The following is a 14,794-nucleotide window of genomic DNA, read 5'->3' as shown; positions in this document are numbered from 1 at the left end:
TAAATGTGATTTATATCACATTTGAATTGGGGAGTCTCTGACAAAATATAAAATATAAGATATTAATTTTCGTGTGTTCAATGATTAAGTTATTGGAAACTTTAAACAAGGAAGAGGGATTAAAATCATGGATCCGGTTATGCTCTCACGCATCCAGTTTGCGTCGACAACGTTGTTTCACTTTATCTTTGTACCATTGTCTATTGGATTAGCGTTGTTGATTGCGATCATGGAAACAATGTACGTGGTCAAAGGTAAGGAAGTATACAAAAAGATGGCTAAATTCTGGGGACATTTGTTCCTCATTAACTTTGCTGTTGGTGTCGTGACTGGGATATTGCAAGAATTTCAGTTCGGTATGAATTGGTCAGATTATTCAAGATTTGTAGGAGATGTGTTCGGGGCTCCACTAGCGGTAGAAGCGTTACTAGCCTTTTTCTTGGAGTCTACATTCTTAGGAATATGGATCTTTGGATGGGAACGTCTATCTAAGAAGCTTCACTTAATGTGTATTTGGTTAGTAGCTATTGGTACGACAATGTCTGCCTTCTGGATTCTAGTAGCGAATTCCTTCATGCAAAGACCTGTTGGATTCACGATCAATAATGGTCGAGCCGAGATGAATGATTTCTTAGCATTGATCACAAACGGGCAGGTTCTATTAGAGTTCCCTCATACGATCCTTGCTGCATTTATGACGGGTGCCTTCTTGATTACAGGTATCAGTGCTTATAAAATGTTGAAACGTCAAGATTTTGAGTTTTTCAAGAAATCTTTTATTATTGCGATTATTGTAGGCTTGGTATCGTCCATTGGTGTTGCACTCGTAGGACATAGTCAAGCACAGTATTTAGTAAAGACTCAACCGATGAAGATGGCGGCTTCTGAAGCCCTATGGGAAACAAGTTCTGACCCGGCTCCTTGGACTGTTATTGCGACCATAGACCCTGAGAAGAAAGAAAATGGGATGACCTTCAAAATTCCATATCTGCTTAGTTTCTTGTCCTATAGTAAGTTCTCAGGAGAAGTAGTAGGGATGAATGAGTTACAAGCTGAGTATGAACAGAAATATGGTCCTGGTGATTATATTCCGCCAGTACGTACGACCTTCTGGAGCTTCCGTATCATGGTAGCAAGTGGATCAGCTCTAATTCTTCTAAGTGTGTATGGTGTCTATCTCGTTGCTCGTAAGAAGCTGGAGCAAACGAATAAATGGTTCATGCGTATCATGGTAGGGGCTATTTCGTTACCATTTATTGCGAACTGGGCAGGATGGATTATGACCGAGATTGGTCGCCAACCTTGGACTGTATTCGGATTATTTAAGACAGAAGATAGTATTTCACCTAACGTTTCAGCTGGACAGATATTGTTCTCACTCATTTCGTTCTCACTTGCTTATACAGTGTTAGCTATCATATTGGTTTATTTATTTGTTCGTGTGATCAAGAAGGGGCCCAATGACACAGGTTCCCATATAGAAGAATCTCACGACCCATTTGATAAGGAGGGGTATCATGTCTCTTAATGAGTTGTGGTTCTTGTTGATTGCAGTATTATTTGTTGGGTTTTTCTTCTTAGAAGGTTTCGACTTCGGTGTAGGGATGTCTACAACGATTCTTGCTAAGAATGACACAGAGCGTCGTGTATTGATTAATTCGATTGGTCCTTTCTGGGATGCGAATGAAGTATGGTTGATTACTGCAGGAGGGGCGATGTTTGCAGCTTTCCCGCATTGGTATGCCACATTATTTAGTGGATTCTACACACCACTCGTATTTGTTCTATTGGCCCTGATTGGTCGTGGTGTAGCATTCGAATTTAGAGGTAAGGTTGCTTCTGAGACATGGAAGAAAACGTGGGATATCGTCATATTCTGCGGTAGCTTATTACCGCCACTACTATTCGGTGTGGTATTCGCTTGTCTGATCCAGGGTGTTCCCATTGGCGAAGACATGAATATGAATGCAGGATTGTTTGATGTAGTGAATGCTTATACGTTACTTGGAGGTATTACGGTCGTTGTACTTTGTCTAGTGCATGGTCTGATGTTCACTACCTTAAGAGTATTAGGTGATTTACAAGACAGAGCACGTGCGATGGCTAAGAAACTTCTGATTCCTCTTGCTATTCTAATGGTTGGATTTGCTGTTATGACGTACTTTAATACTGATGTATTCGAAGTTCGGGGTACTATTCTGAGCGTAGTCGCTGTGGTAGGGGTGATCGCATATCTCCTAGCTGCATTCTTTATTTCTCGTAAAAGAGATGGTTGGGCTTTTGGTATGACAGGAGCTATTATTGCCATATCCTTCACTTCCATATTTATTGGATTGTTCCCACGGGTCATGGTTAGCTCCATTAGTGATGCTTATAGTCTGACGATCACGAATGCTGCATCAGGTCAATATTCATTAAAGGTCATGTCCATCATCGCACTTACTTTGCTTCCTTTTGTACTAGGATATCAAATATGGAGTTACTTCGTATTCCATAAACGTGTGAACGCGAAGGATCATTTGGAGTACTAATGGGTCGTAATCTATTAGGCTTCAAAGGTATTAAACCCGTCTTAGTGGCGGTAGCACTGCTGACCTTAGTGCAAAGTATATCCATTCTATGGATGGCTAGAACGTTATCGGAAGTTGTCTCCGCCCTCTTTGCCGGAGGAACATTACAAGATCAGAAAGCAGTAATAATCCAATTCCTAGCTGCTTTCTTGGTAAGGCATCTCACGAATTTTGCGCAACAAAAAATAACGTACCGCTATGCTGAGCATACCGGTGCGTTATTGCGTAAAAGGCTGATGGATAAGTTATTCCTATTGGGGCCACGATTCGCAAAGACGGAAGGAACAGGAAAGCTTGTTACACTTGTTCTGGACGGTGTCCTTAAGTTTAAAGTGTATTTGGAACTGATTATTCCGCGTATGGTGGCTACCGCTATTATACCTGCAGTAATTTTCATTTATATCTTTACGCAGGATGTGCAGTCGGCGATTATATTGTTAGTTACGATGCCGATTCTAATCGTCTTTATGATCCTAATCGGTCTATCTTCTCGTAAGCAAGTAGACAGTCAAATGGTCTCGTACCGTAATTTAGCGAACCACTTCGTGGATTCCTTACGTGGGCTTGAGACATTGAAATATTTAGGACGCAGCAAATCTCACGCTAAGACGATTGGCAATGTTAGTGATAAGTACAGAAAGGCTACAATGCGTACTTTACGCGTCGCCTTTCTATCCTCATTCGCCTTAGACTTCTTCACGATGCTGTCTGTAGCGTCCGTAGCGGTGGGTCTGGGCCTTCGCTTGGTGAATGGCGATATGATGCTAGTGACGGCATTAACGATCCTTATCCTAGCTCCTGAGTATTTCCTACCGGTACGTATGGTGGGAGCCGATTATCATGCGACTTTGAATGGTAAAGAGGCGGGAGAAGCGATTCAAGCCATTATTGATATGCCGATACAAAAGATGGATGTAACGTTACCTAATGGATTCTCCTATTCTTGGAGATCGGATAGTCAGCTAACGTTATCTCATGTACAGGTTCAGCATGAAGCTGAGGGACCACATTCTTTACAGGATGTAACCTTGCATATTCAAGGAATGCGTAAGATTGGAATTATTGGTGAAAGTGGTGCGGGTAAATCAACATTGATAGATGTTCTAAGTGGATTCCTGCCGCCTTCATCAGGTGATGTCGAATTGAACGGGCATCGTCTTCCGGCTCTAACAGATGAATCGTGGCAGAATCAGATGACGTATATTCCACAGAGCCCGTATCTGTTCAGTAGCAGTCTCGCAGATAATGTGAAGTTCTACACACCGAATGCTAGCCAGGAAGAAGTAGAACAAGCAGTAAAGAATGCGGGATTGTTGGATCTCGTGAGTAGCTTGCCGCTTGGCTATGATGAGGTCATTGGTGGTGGAGGTCGTACGCTTAGCGGCGGACAGGCGCAGCGTGTTGCGCTTGCGCGAGCGTTCCTCAGTGATCGCCCCGTTATTCTATTAGATGAACCGACGGCACATTTGGACATTGAGACGGAGTATGAGTTGAAGAAGACGATGCTCTCTCTTTTTGAAGGGAAATTAGTATTTCTTGCAACTCACCGATTACACTGGATGCCTGACATGGATCAGATCATAGTGATGGATCAAGGAAAGGTCGCTGAGATCGGTACCCACGAGGAGCTACTTGCCTGTAAGGGCGTGTATTATGCATTAATTAGATCACAACTGGAAGGTGTGCTATGAGACGCGAACAATGGCTACGGCCTTATATCACTTCATACTTCTGGCGGTTCGTAGTGATTGTTGCACTGGGTGCCCTGACGGTATTTACGGCAAGTAGTCTGATGTTCTCGTCAGGATACCTCATCTCCAAGTCTGCTCTTCGTCCAGAGAATATCTTGATGGTGTATGTGCAGATTGTCATCGTAAGAACCTTCGGAACGAGTAGATCTGTGGTTCATTATGTGGAGCGTCTCGTGGGTCATGATACGATTCTACGTATTCTATCGAAAATGCGCGTACAGATGTATCGGATTCTGGAACCCCAAGCATTATTTATTTCATCACGGTTTCGTACCGGGGATATCCTTGGAATTCTAGCAGAAGATATTGAGAAGTTACAGGATGTGTATCTACGTACTATTTTTCCAAGTCTAGTAGCCTTGTTGTTATATACAGTCTCGATAATAGCATTGGGACAATTCGATTTGCAATTCGCGTTATTCATGGCATTGTATCTGCTCATTCTGATCTTGGTTCTACCGTGGATTTCTTTGTGGCTTACGAAGAAAAAGAATAAGCAGTCACAGCAGATGCGTGGTCGGTTGTATCAGACGTTAACAGATGCTGTACTCGGTATGAGTGATTGGGTGATCAGCGGTAGACCAGCTCAATTCGTGGAGCTCTATGAGGGTGATGAACTAGAAGTAGCAAGAATAGATCGTAAGCTAAGTGCTTGGGCGAGATGGAGACAATTGATCGGCCAAGCCACTGTGGGTATTGCAGTAGTCTGCATGTTGTATTGGGCAGGTCAGCAGTATGCTGATGGAGCAATTGCGTCTACGATGATCGCTGCGTTTGTACTTATTGTTTTCCCATTGATGGATGCATTCCTACCGATCTCTGAGTCTGTGGAGAAAATACCACGTTATCAAGGTTCTTATGCAAGGTTGAGAGAAATTGAGGATGCAGGTATTCAGGTGAAAGGTTTAGTTCAGAATGATCATTCTGAAGCTGGAGAGTCCTCTCCGATGGGAATCGTTAGCGACGATCTTGTTAATAGAGCCAGACAGGATGCACATATTAAGATTGATCGCGCCTCCCATCGATATGTTGCAGAAGGTCCGTGGTCTTTCGAAGACATTACATTAGATATACCTCAAGGGAAGAAAGTAGCCATCATGGGACGAAGTGGTGCTGGGAAATCGACGCTACTGAAATTGATCCAAGGTGCGGTTACACCTGAACAGGGTAGTGCTACGATTCAAGGGACGGATGCCAGTCGATTCGGAGAACATATTCCTAGTCTTATTTCCGTATTGAACCAAAGTCCTCATTTATTCGATACATCCGTTACGAATAACATTCGGCTGGGGAAACTTGATGCATCAGATGAGGAGATTAGTGAAGTAGCTCGGAAAGTGAAGATGGATCGTCTGATTGAATCGCTTCCTAAGGGGTATAAGACCGCCATGCATGAGACGGGACAACGATTCTCAGGGGGCGAACGACAACGGATTGCGTTGGCACGTGTCCTGTTACAGGATACATCTGTTGTCATTCTTGATGAACCAACCGTAGGCCTCGATCCAAGGACAGAGAATGACCTACTCTCGACGATCTTTGATACCCTAGAAGGGAAATCACTGGTCTGGGTAACCCATCATCTCGTCGGAGCGGAACATATGGATGAGATTATCTTTATGGAGAACGGAAAGATTGAGATGAGAGGTTCTCATGCGGAACTCATGGAGAAATACCCACGTTACCGCAATCTGTATCATCTTGATCGACCTGAGGCATTTTTTTCATGAGGGATTGTGAGTGGGAGGGTTAAGGGATCGAGAAATAGCTAGATTAATAGAATTAGATATAAAGATAGAGATAGAGATAGAGATAGAGATAGAGATAGAGATAGTCCGTCCTATAAAAATTAGCGGTGAATGATAAAGGTACTTTCCATTATGGAAGGTGCCTTTTGTGTTACAAGATAGAAGTTAGGTGATAGACTTGTGAGTAAGAGTGTAAGTATTTCCCACTAGAAAGGGAAGGGGATTGAGCAGATGTCGGGGTTTCATGTAGTCGTAACAAATTATGAGGATAACGATTTACTTCAAGTGGAGGAATTAATGAAGCTATGTCTCGAGGGAGAGAATCTTGGACGAATTGATCATCCACGTCGAATATTTGCATTTACTGCAAAACGTATAGATAAAGTGATTGGATACGTGGTTGGATGGACAAATAAGATGCATCCATATTGTACATATATCTCCATCGTTATTCATCCTGCGTATCAGGGCTTGAGCGTTGAAACCCTATTACTGCATGAGGTCGAGAGATTGGATGTGATATACCCCTTGCAAGCTTCTATTTGGGAGACGGCTCAATACCTTAACATGACATATAAGAACAACGGATTCACAGAAGTAAGAAGGACATATATGCCTGAATTAGATCCAGATGATGTGATGCCATGGTTAGAGAAAGTAATGCCACACCTCGAGGGTGGTCAAGATATCATTTTTAAGAGCTTATATGAAGTTGGTCGGATCCCTGAGATCATGATCATGAAGGAACTCATAACCATTGTAAGACAAGTGTATGAAGAGACTCACCTCGTAAATCGCTTAGGAATTCATGATGATGAAAGTTGGATGCGTTTTTTGCAGGCAGATGATCTTATTATTGAAGCTTCCTTTATAGCAATGGATAGAAGTGATAATACGATACTTGGCTATGCTTTATTACACCATTCAGAACAACCAGGATATGTGGAATTAGGTTGGAGAGGATGTAAGGAGGATAAGGTTAATCTAGGTAATCTCTTGAAGCAATTAACTGCGAATCAAATCACATATGCTCATGCTCAGGAGTATACCCTGAAAGCCGAAATTGACTCAACAGATCATTATCAAATGGAGATGTTGGCAGCGTTCCCCTTTAAGCCAGCTCCTACGTGGATCACATATCAAAAACAAAACACGAATTAATGAAATATTTCTTGAATAGCCTGATACGAAAAAAGAAGACCGTCCAGCAATGATACCTGCTGAACGGTCTTTTGAAACGCAGACGTAATTAAGTATTTATTAGTCTTCCTTCGGATGGATCATTTGTTCAGGGCGAACAACCTTATCGAACTGCTCTTCTGTTAATAGATTACTGCGTAGAGCCGCTTCTTTAAGTGTCAGACCCTCTTTATGCGCGAGCTTAGCTACAGCTGCAGCATTCTCGTATCCGATATGCGGATTGAGAGCAGTAACTAGCATGAGGGATTGGTCTAAGTTACGCTGAATAACGGCATAATTAGGCTCAATTCCTACAGCACAGTTATCGTTGAATGAACGCATAGCATCTGCTAATAGACCTGCAGATTGAAGGAAATTATAGATAATGACTGGCTTGAACACATTTAACTCGAAGTTCCCTTGGCTAGCTGCAAATCCGATTGCCGCATCGTTACCCATGACTTGGCATACGACCATCGTAAGTGCTTCACTTTGCGTTGGGTTCACTTTACCTGGCATGATGGAACTTCCGGGTTCATTTTCTGGAATAATGAGTTCACCAATCCCACATCGTGGACCACTAGCTAACCATCTCACATCATTTGCAATTTTCATGAGATCTGTGGCAAGCGCTTTCAGGGCCCCATGGACATAGACAAGTTCATCGTGGCTTGTGAGGGAATGGAATTTGTTCGATGCTGAAGTGAAGGTTTTACCTGTTAAGGTACTGATCTCCTCAGCGACCATGTCTCCGAATTTCGGATGAGCATTAATTCCTGTTCCAACGGCAGTACCACCAATAGCGAGTTCACGAACATATTCAACACTGCTTTGAATCATCGTCTCTGTCTTCTCAAGCATTCTGTGCCATCCACTAACTTCTTGACCTAAGGTTATAGGCGTAGCATCTTGTAAATGTGTTCTTCCAATCTTGATAATGTCTTGGAATTTCTCCATTTTGAGGCGGAATGTCTCTTTAAGCTGTTGTAGAGAAGGTAGTAATTGATCTTCGACGGCTATAAGTGCAGCCATATGCATTGCTGTTGGGAACGTATCATTGGAGCTTTGAGATTTGTTCACATCATCGTTAGGGTGAATGCGCACAGTACTATCCTTTTGAGATAATAGCTGATTCGCACGATTCGCAATGACTTCATTAACGTTCATATTGGACTGGGTACCACTGCCTGTCTGCCAGACGGCGAGCGGAAAGTGTTCATCGAGTTTACCTTCGATAATCTCATCAGCAGCCTCAACAATGGCTTGTACCTTGAGTGGGTCCATTTTGCCAAGCTTACCGTTGGCTAGTGCAGCACTTTTCTTAAGGATTGCAAATACCCGGATCAGATCCAAAGGCATTTTCTCAGTACCAATTTGAAAGTTCTCAAAGCTGCGTTGGGTCTGTGCCGCCCATAGCTTGTCCGCAGGCACTTTTATTTCACCAATTGTATCTTTCTCGATTCTGTACTCCATCTGCACGTCGTCCTCCTCTATAAAAATCATTCCTACTTAGAAAATATATCATAATTTAAGGGTAAACTGACAAATGGATTTCATCATTGGATGGAGGAGCAGAAGAATGGACATTATATGTAAAACGATATTATAAACGTTACAGATCCTTTATACTTGAAATTGAGACAATACGGAAGCATATTGTAATAAGAAATTTATTTATCGTAATGGGAGAGGGACATATGTGGACTGTGATCGTGGCTATAGTGAGTGTTATTGCCGTGCTGATGTTAGTTCTTATTACTGCAAGTATTTATTTATACAACGTAGGTATTCTACGTAATAATAAGGATTTCATGAATGCCGATCCTAACTTGATAAAAGCAACACATCCTTGGGAATATGCTAACGATTGGTTGCAGACACAGCCAATGGAGACTGTTCATATTCGGTCTGATGATGGTTTGCAGTTAGCAGGCTATTATGTTCCTTCACTGACGGATTCGAATAAAGTCGTCATTCTGGCACACGGATACTCAGGGCAAGGAAGAGACATGTCGAACTTCGCCAAGATGTATCAGGATCTTGGATATCACGTACTGATGCCAGATGACAGGGGACATGGTCAGAGTGAAGGACATTACATTGGGTTTGGTTGGCATGATCGCAAGGACTATCTGAAATGGATTGATTATATTATTAAAAGCCAAGGGGAAGATTCGCAAATTATTCTTCATGGCATCTCTATGGGTGGATCTACTGTATTAATGACGAGTGGCGAACCTTTGCCTGACCAGGTGAAGTGTATCGTGTCTGACTGTGCCTATACTTCGGTTAAAGATATTTTGAGCTATCAATTGAAAACCATGTACAAATTACCAGCCTTCCCGTTGATTCCATTAACGAGCCTAATATGCAGAATGAAGGCAGGATATTTCTTTGGAGAAGCTTCAGCAGTAACTCAGGTAAGTCGAACCAAACTTCCGATTCTGTTCATCCATGGTGATGAAGATAAGTTCGTTCCTTATGATATGGTACACCGCTTATACGAAGCCGCAGGCAGTGAGAAGGAACTGTTATCCGTACCTAATGCCCAGCATGGGAACGCCTATTTCGCAGATAAAGAAGGGTATGGTAACAAGTTGACCTCGTTTGTGGGCCGGTATGTATTCTAAAGCAAAAGAGTGTTCGTGATTCATGATGAAGGTCATGATTACGAACACTCTTTTCTTTGAAAAATGTATTACACGACTCTCCGAAATTGACTCGAATACAACTCGCAATAGAACCCTTTCGCAGCAAGCAGTTGCTCATGATTACCTTGTTCAATGATTTGGCCACCATTCATGACTAATATTTTATCAGCATCTTGAATGGTGCTTAAGCGGTGGGCAATGACGAAGCTCGTTCGGCCCTTCATCAAGTTCTTCATAGCTTCTTGGATATGCATCTCTGTCCGCGTGTCTACGCTACTTGTAGCCTCATCAAGAATGAGAATTGAAGGGTTAGCTAGAATCGCTCTAGCAATCGTAAGGAGTTGTCGTTGTCCGTGACTCAGATTACTTCCTTCGGCTTGTAAGATCATATCGTAACCGTGGGGTAATCTTGATATAAAGCCATCCGCATTAGCGAGTTTAGCGGCCGCTTTAATTTCCTCATCCGTAGCATCCAACCGACCGAAGCGAATGTTATCACGAATGCTACCAGAGAACACATACGCATCTTGTAGAACCATACCTACTTCCGTACGGAGGTTGTTCTTATCGAGTTCACGAATGTCCAAACCATCAATGGTGATACGGCCTTCGTTGATGTCATAAAATCGGGTTAATAAATTGACGATGGTTGTTTTTCCAGCACCTGTGGGTCCGACAAGCGCGATTTTCTCACCAGGATTAGCGACGAAGGAAACATTCTGGAGAATAGGAGCATCAGGTCGGTAACTGAAAGAAACGTTATCGAATTGAACCTGGCCACGCATGTCATGTGAGACAACCCCGCCTTGGTCTTCTGTATACTCTGATTCTAATTCCATAATCTCGAATACACGCTCAGCACCTGCTACAGCCGATTGAATCATATTATATTGATTGGCAAGTTCGGTGATTGGACGTCCGAATTGCTTGGAGTAGTTAAGGAAACTGACGATGATGCCAACGGTGGTTAAATCTTTAAATACCATCCATCCCCCAATGGCAGCTATGAGCGCAAAGTTAAAGTTATTAACTGCGTTCATGACAGGACCTACGAGTCCAGCAACAATCTGAGCTTTCGTGCCCACCACATTGAGTTGTTTATTAATAGCTTTGAAGCGCTTAATCTCGGTTGCTTCACGTCGATACAGCGCAACTACCTTTTGTCCTTGAATCGTCTCTTCAATGAATCCGTTCAGTTCACCCAGATGTGTCTGTTGACCCTTGAAATATTTGCGTGTCAGGCTAGAAATCTGGCGGGTAGCCAAGAGAATAAGAGGGATCGTAATTAGACTGACTATCGTTAACGAAAGATTCAGGCTTAACATAATGACGAGTGACCCCGATAGGGTGATAAGGCTAGTTAGTAATTGAATGACACTCTGATTAAGCGAATTGGATACATTCTCAATATCATTGGTCGTTCGGCTCATCAGTTCCCCAGTGCTATGGGTATCGAAGAACTTTAGAGGTAATGATTGATATTTCTCAAAAAGATCATGTCGTAGTTCAAGCACTGTTCGCTGGGATACACCACTCATGACATAAGATTGTACCCACGATACGGCACTTCCCAATAAATAAATACCTAACATTAATAAACAGAGCCACAACAGACCGTTGTAATCTTTAGGCATGATGTAGTTATCAATCGCTTTACCAATGAGGTATGGACCGATAAGGGAGATGACTGAGCTTAGAAAAGTAGAAATATAGACGATGATTAGTCCCGTTCGTTGACGTCTCAGATAGGTCCATAGTTTGGAAATCGTAGCAGCTGTATTCTTGGGTCGCACTTTCGGGATAGGTCCTGGCCCTCTGCCGCCGCCCATACCCATGGTTGGTCCCAATGGTTTAAAAGAATGATTAGAGCTTGGCTTAGCTGATTCTGACATGCTCTTGTTCCTCCTTCCGTTGGGATCGGTAAATATCTTGGTAGATGGAACTACTCTTAATAAGCTCATCATGGGTTCCTTCGGCTGCAATCGTACCGTTGTCACCCAGAACTAGAATCTGATCTGCGTCGATGACCGAGGAAATCCGCTGGGCAATAATAATGGTAGTTGTATCTTTCATAAGTTCTTTGAGTGCTTTCTGTATACGAGACTCTGTTCCTAAGTCTACGGCGCTAGTGCTGTCGTCCAGAATTAATATGGCAGGACGCACGAGTAATGCTCTCGCAATCGAAATTCGTTGTTTCTGACCACCGGATAGATTGACGCCTTTTTGACCGAGAACGGTGTTATACCCATCAGGCATACGCATGATGAAATCATGTGCTTCTGCGGCCTTTGCGCATGCTTCAATCTCATCTTGTTCTGCATCATCTTCGCCGAAGCGAATGTTGTCTCGAATTGAGCCTGTGAACAGAATAGATTGTTGCAAAGCCATACCAATCTGACCTCTTAAATTATCCAAGGGGATGTCTTTGACGTCGGTCCCATCAATCAGCACACTGCCGCTCGTCGTATCATATAAGCGAGGAATAAGACTAATGAGTGTTGACTTACCAGACCCTGTGGCACCAAGAATGGCGAGTGTCTGACCGGGTTTCGCTTGGAAAGATATATCTTGAAGAACTAGGTCCTCCTGAGCAGTGTCATAGGCAAACGATACGTTCTTAAACTGAATATGACCGGAATGAATGATAGATGTGATTTCTTTCGATCTCGTGAACGTAGGGTCTATAATCTCAGTCTCAGTATCCATGACTTCATTGATCCGCTCAGCGGATACTTTGGCACGGGAGACGAAAGGAAGCATCGTGCTAATCGTGAGCATTGAGAATAATAACTGCGTGACATAGTTAATGAAGGCAATTAGCTCTCCTGTTGAAAGGGAACCACCTCGGGTAAGTCCTCCACCATACCACAATACGGCAACCACGCTTATATTTAGAATTAGTGTCATGATAGGCATATTTAGAGAGATCAGCCGTGCGGCCTTAATAGCAATATGGGTATACTCTTCATTAGCTTTACCGAAACGTTTGCGTTCATAGTTCGCTCTGACGAATGCTTTTACAACCCGAATGCCAGATAAATTCTCCTGAAGCACGTTATTTACGGCATCTAACTTAGATTGGACTTTGGAGAACAGCGGGAAGGACTTACGGATGAGAACGACCAATAAAATAAATAACAGCGGAGTGGCTATGGCTAGAATGAGTGTTAATTTCGGACTAATCGATATCGCCATAATAAAGCTTCCGACAAACAGAAGCGGGGAACGAATAAAGCCACGCATAATGATTTGAATAAAAGCCTGCATCTGCATGACGTCATTGGTTAATCGGGTAATGAGCGAACCGGTCTTTATTTGATCTAGATTGCGGAAAGAGAAGGTCTGAACTTTCTCGAATAAGGCATTCCGCAAATCCCGTCCAAAGTTCTGAGAGGCGATGCTCGAGAACACAGTACAACCCACGCCTCCAATGGCACCAATGAGTGCTACGCCAAGCATCATAAGGCCCGTCTTCTGGATATGAGGCAGGTCGCCCGTCATGATGCCATCATTAATGATACTAGCCATCATGATGGGTTGTAATAAATCCATCCATACCTCAAGTATCATGCACAGAGGACCTAATAGACTGGCTACCCAGTAAGGTTGTAAATACGATTTTAATTTCCACATAAAGGTCTACCTCACGGATTCGTAGGATTATCGGATTCATTCTCCTGTATTTCAAATAAATGAGTGAACTGTTGAATGATATCATCGACGGCTTTTAATTCTCCACTAATGACTTGTTCGATCGACTTGAATTCAGGCTGTTCAAGTTGTTGCATTAAGGTTGAACGTTTAACTTGTAATTGCTTAAGAAACATAAGTACGCGTCCGCGGCGAAAGGTCTTCGCACCATGCATATTCTTGTCATCTCGATGGGAGGGACGTTGTGCTGAGGAGTCATCAGTATTCGTATGATCCAATTTCTTGCGCTTTCGATCGATATGTTCTCCGGAATCCTTGTGGTGATCGCGGTCACTGTGATGCCTACCATGAAGTCTTCCGCGTTCCCCAGAGTTAGAACTTCTTTCTGTGGCAGCTCGATCTAGGCTACTGATTTCTCTTCGTTTGCTTAATCCAGGAGTTGGAGAGCCTTGTTCCCTCTCGGATAATCCATCACGTGCAGTTATACGGCGTCGCATATTCAACACTCCTTAATTTAGAATTGATCGTATACATTTGTATACGTTACTATATGTATACAAATGTATACCTCTTAACAAATGCTGTCAATAACATATGTAACGATATATTGTAACCAACAGTTAGCAGGGAGTGCGCTGTGTTAGGTTGAATAACTACGCTGAATGACAAGAAGAGTATAAGGTGGGATTGAGTAGTTAGACTAAACGACCAAAAAACACAGCTCTGTTGGCAGCAGAGCTGTGCTGTATTCTAAGTTTGTTTTTCGAAATTTAGACTAGAGGTTGTTGGATTAATGTTGCAAAATTGAACTGATGTACATGACCATCATTGAGTGTAGTGGATCCAGTTACAAAGTGAACATGCTTACCATTGCCAACAGGAATTGCACGGCCGGTTCTAATTTTTTTGAGATTGTGGAAATGATTCAAGAAGTCGGTATGTGTGAGATCAATCTCGTGAATATGACTGTCGCCTACTCTGATGACTTGACCCGTAACACCTGCGAACCGATGATTATGTCTATCAGCACCTTCTTCGGCTAGCTTTGTACTACCTTCAAATTCGTGAACATGTGTTTGTGCTCTGGTTATTGTGTTTTTTCGGGTGATCTTATTATTTCTTGTTATCTTACTGGTTCTTGAGATCTTATTTATCATGGGTATAAGCCCTCCTTAGGTGTTAACAAAGGTATCTTATTACGATGTGGCGAAGAATGTGCTAGGCGAGTATCTTGGTAAACGGAG

12 protein-coding genes are annotated in these 14,794 nt (G+C 42.8%); 7 read left to right on the top strand and 5 right to left on the bottom strand.

Features of this window, described 5'->3' with window-relative positions; all coding sequences use genetic code 11:
* Positions 1 to 127: 127 nt before the first annotated feature.
* The 6 genes from BW961_RS21990 to BW961_RS21970 all read left to right on the top strand — a co-directional run bounded on the left by BW961_RS21990 (position 128) and on the right by BW961_RS21970 (position 7,230).
* A complete protein-coding gene (locus BW961_RS21990) occupies positions 128 to 1,528 on the top strand; it encodes a cytochrome ubiquinol oxidase subunit I (protein WP_068583606.1) in 1,401 nt (466 codons plus the stop codon).
* A complete protein-coding gene (gene cydB / locus BW961_RS21985; protein ID WP_068584355.1) occupies positions 1,515 to 2,531 on the top strand; it encodes a cytochrome d ubiquinol oxidase subunit II in 1,017 nt (338 codons plus the stop codon). The genes BW961_RS21990 and cydB overlap by 14 nt, the downstream gene beginning before the upstream one ends.
* Positions 2,531 to 4,261: a thiol reductant ABC exporter subunit CydD gene (gene cydD / locus BW961_RS21980; protein WP_068583608.1), complete on the top strand. Its 1,731-nt coding sequence runs from the start codon at positions 2,531 to 2,533 to the stop codon at positions 4,259 to 4,261. Before cydB ends, cydD begins: the two co-directional genes overlap by 1 nt.
* On the top strand, positions 4,258 to 6,051 hold the full coding sequence (gene cydC, locus BW961_RS21975; RefSeq protein ID WP_068583612.1) for a thiol reductant ABC exporter subunit CydC: 1,794 nt from the start codon (positions 4,258 to 4,260) through the stop codon (positions 6,049 to 6,051). The genes cydD and cydC overlap by 4 nt, the downstream gene beginning before the upstream one ends.
* A gap of 10 nt (positions 6,052 to 6,061) precedes the next feature.
* On the top strand, positions 6,062 to 6,184 hold the full coding sequence (locus tag BW961_RS31625) for a hypothetical protein (RefSeq protein ID WP_280175220.1): 123 nt from the start codon (positions 6,062 to 6,064) through the stop codon (positions 6,182 to 6,184).
* A 116-nt stretch (positions 6,185 to 6,300) separates the two neighbouring features.
* A complete protein-coding gene (locus BW961_RS21970) occupies positions 6,301 to 7,230 on the top strand; it encodes a GNAT family N-acetyltransferase (RefSeq protein WP_068583614.1) in 930 nt (309 codons plus the stop codon).
* A gap of 99 nt (positions 7,231 to 7,329) precedes the next feature.
* Here the strand turns inward: BW961_RS21970 and fumC are convergent, their stop codons facing one another.
* A complete protein-coding gene (gene fumC / locus BW961_RS21965) occupies positions 7,330 to 8,721 on the bottom strand; it encodes a class II fumarate hydratase (RefSeq protein WP_068583616.1) in 1,392 nt (463 codons plus the stop codon).
* A gap of 224 nt (positions 8,722 to 8,945) precedes the next feature.
* Between fumC and BW961_RS21960 the strand changes: the two genes are divergently transcribed.
* Positions 8,946 to 9,878 (top strand): alpha/beta hydrolase, encoded by a 933-nt coding sequence (locus tag BW961_RS21960; RefSeq protein WP_068584362.1) that lies wholly within the window; start codon positions 8,946 to 8,948, stop codon positions 9,876 to 9,878.
* Between the two features lie 68 nt (positions 9,879 to 9,946).
* Here BW961_RS21960 and BW961_RS21955 read toward each other — a convergent pair whose 3' ends face one another.
* The 4 genes from BW961_RS21955 to BW961_RS21940 form a co-directional block, all read right to left on the bottom strand.
* Complete coding sequence (locus BW961_RS21955; protein WP_068583619.1) at positions 9,947 to 11,791, bottom strand: ABC transporter ATP-binding protein; 1,845 nt, start codon at positions 11,789 to 11,791, stop codon at positions 9,947 to 9,949.
* Positions 11,775 to 13,532: an ABC transporter ATP-binding protein gene (locus tag BW961_RS21950; protein ID WP_068583621.1), complete on the bottom strand. Its 1,758-nt coding sequence runs from the start codon at positions 13,530 to 13,532 to the stop codon at positions 11,775 to 11,777. The genes BW961_RS21955 and BW961_RS21950 overlap by 17 nt, the downstream gene beginning before the upstream one ends.
* Positions 13,533 to 13,543: 11 nt before the next feature.
* Positions 13,544 to 14,047 (bottom strand): hypothetical protein, encoded by a 504-nt coding sequence (locus BW961_RS31300; protein WP_244556025.1) that lies wholly within the window; start codon positions 14,045 to 14,047, stop codon positions 13,544 to 13,546.
* 273 nt (positions 14,048 to 14,320) lie between these two features.
* Complete coding sequence (locus BW961_RS21940; RefSeq protein ID WP_170878600.1) at positions 14,321 to 14,707, bottom strand: YmaF family protein; 387 nt, start codon at positions 14,705 to 14,707, stop codon at positions 14,321 to 14,323.
* Positions 14,708 to 14,794: the final 87 nt, after the last annotated feature.

Source organism: Paenibacillus macquariensis (genome assembly GCF_900156375.1).
GTDB lineage: Bacteria > Bacillota > Bacilli > Paenibacillales > Paenibacillaceae > Paenibacillus_AQ > Paenibacillus_AQ macquariensis.
This window is presented reverse-complemented; position numbering and strand designations above follow the sequence as displayed.

Coding starts and splice junctions, on each gene's coding strand:
- BW961_RS21940 (WP_170878600.1), bottom strand. CDS start 14,707: ATGATAAATAAGATCTCAAGAACCAGTAAGATAACAAGAAATAATAAG.
- cydC (WP_068583612.1), top strand. CDS start 4,258: ATGAGACGCGAACAATGGCTACGGCCTTATATCACTTCATACTTCTGG.
- BW961_RS21960 (WP_068584362.1), top strand. CDS start 8,946: ATGTGGACTGTGATCGTGGCTATAGTGAGTGTTATTGCCGTGCTGATG.
- BW961_RS31300 (WP_244556025.1), bottom strand. CDS start 14,047: ATGCGACGCCGTATAACTGCACGTGATGGATTATCCGAGAGGGAACAA.
- BW961_RS21955 (WP_068583619.1), bottom strand. CDS start 11,791: ATGTCAGAATCAGCTAAGCCAAGCTCTAATCATTCTTTTAAACCATTG.
- fumC (WP_068583616.1), bottom strand. CDS start 8,721: ATGGAGTACAGAATCGAGAAAGATACAATTGGTGAAATAAAAGTGCCT.
- BW961_RS21990 (WP_068583606.1), top strand. CDS start 128: ATGGATCCGGTTATGCTCTCACGCATCCAGTTTGCGTCGACAACGTTG.
- cydD (WP_068583608.1), top strand. CDS start 2,531: ATGGGTCGTAATCTATTAGGCTTCAAAGGTATTAAACCCGTCTTAGTG.
- BW961_RS21950 (WP_068583621.1), bottom strand. CDS start 13,532: ATGTGGAAATTAAAATCGTATTTACAACCTTACTGGGTAGCCAGTCTA.
- BW961_RS21970 (WP_068583614.1), top strand. CDS start 6,301: ATGTCGGGGTTTCATGTAGTCGTAACAAATTATGAGGATAACGATTTA.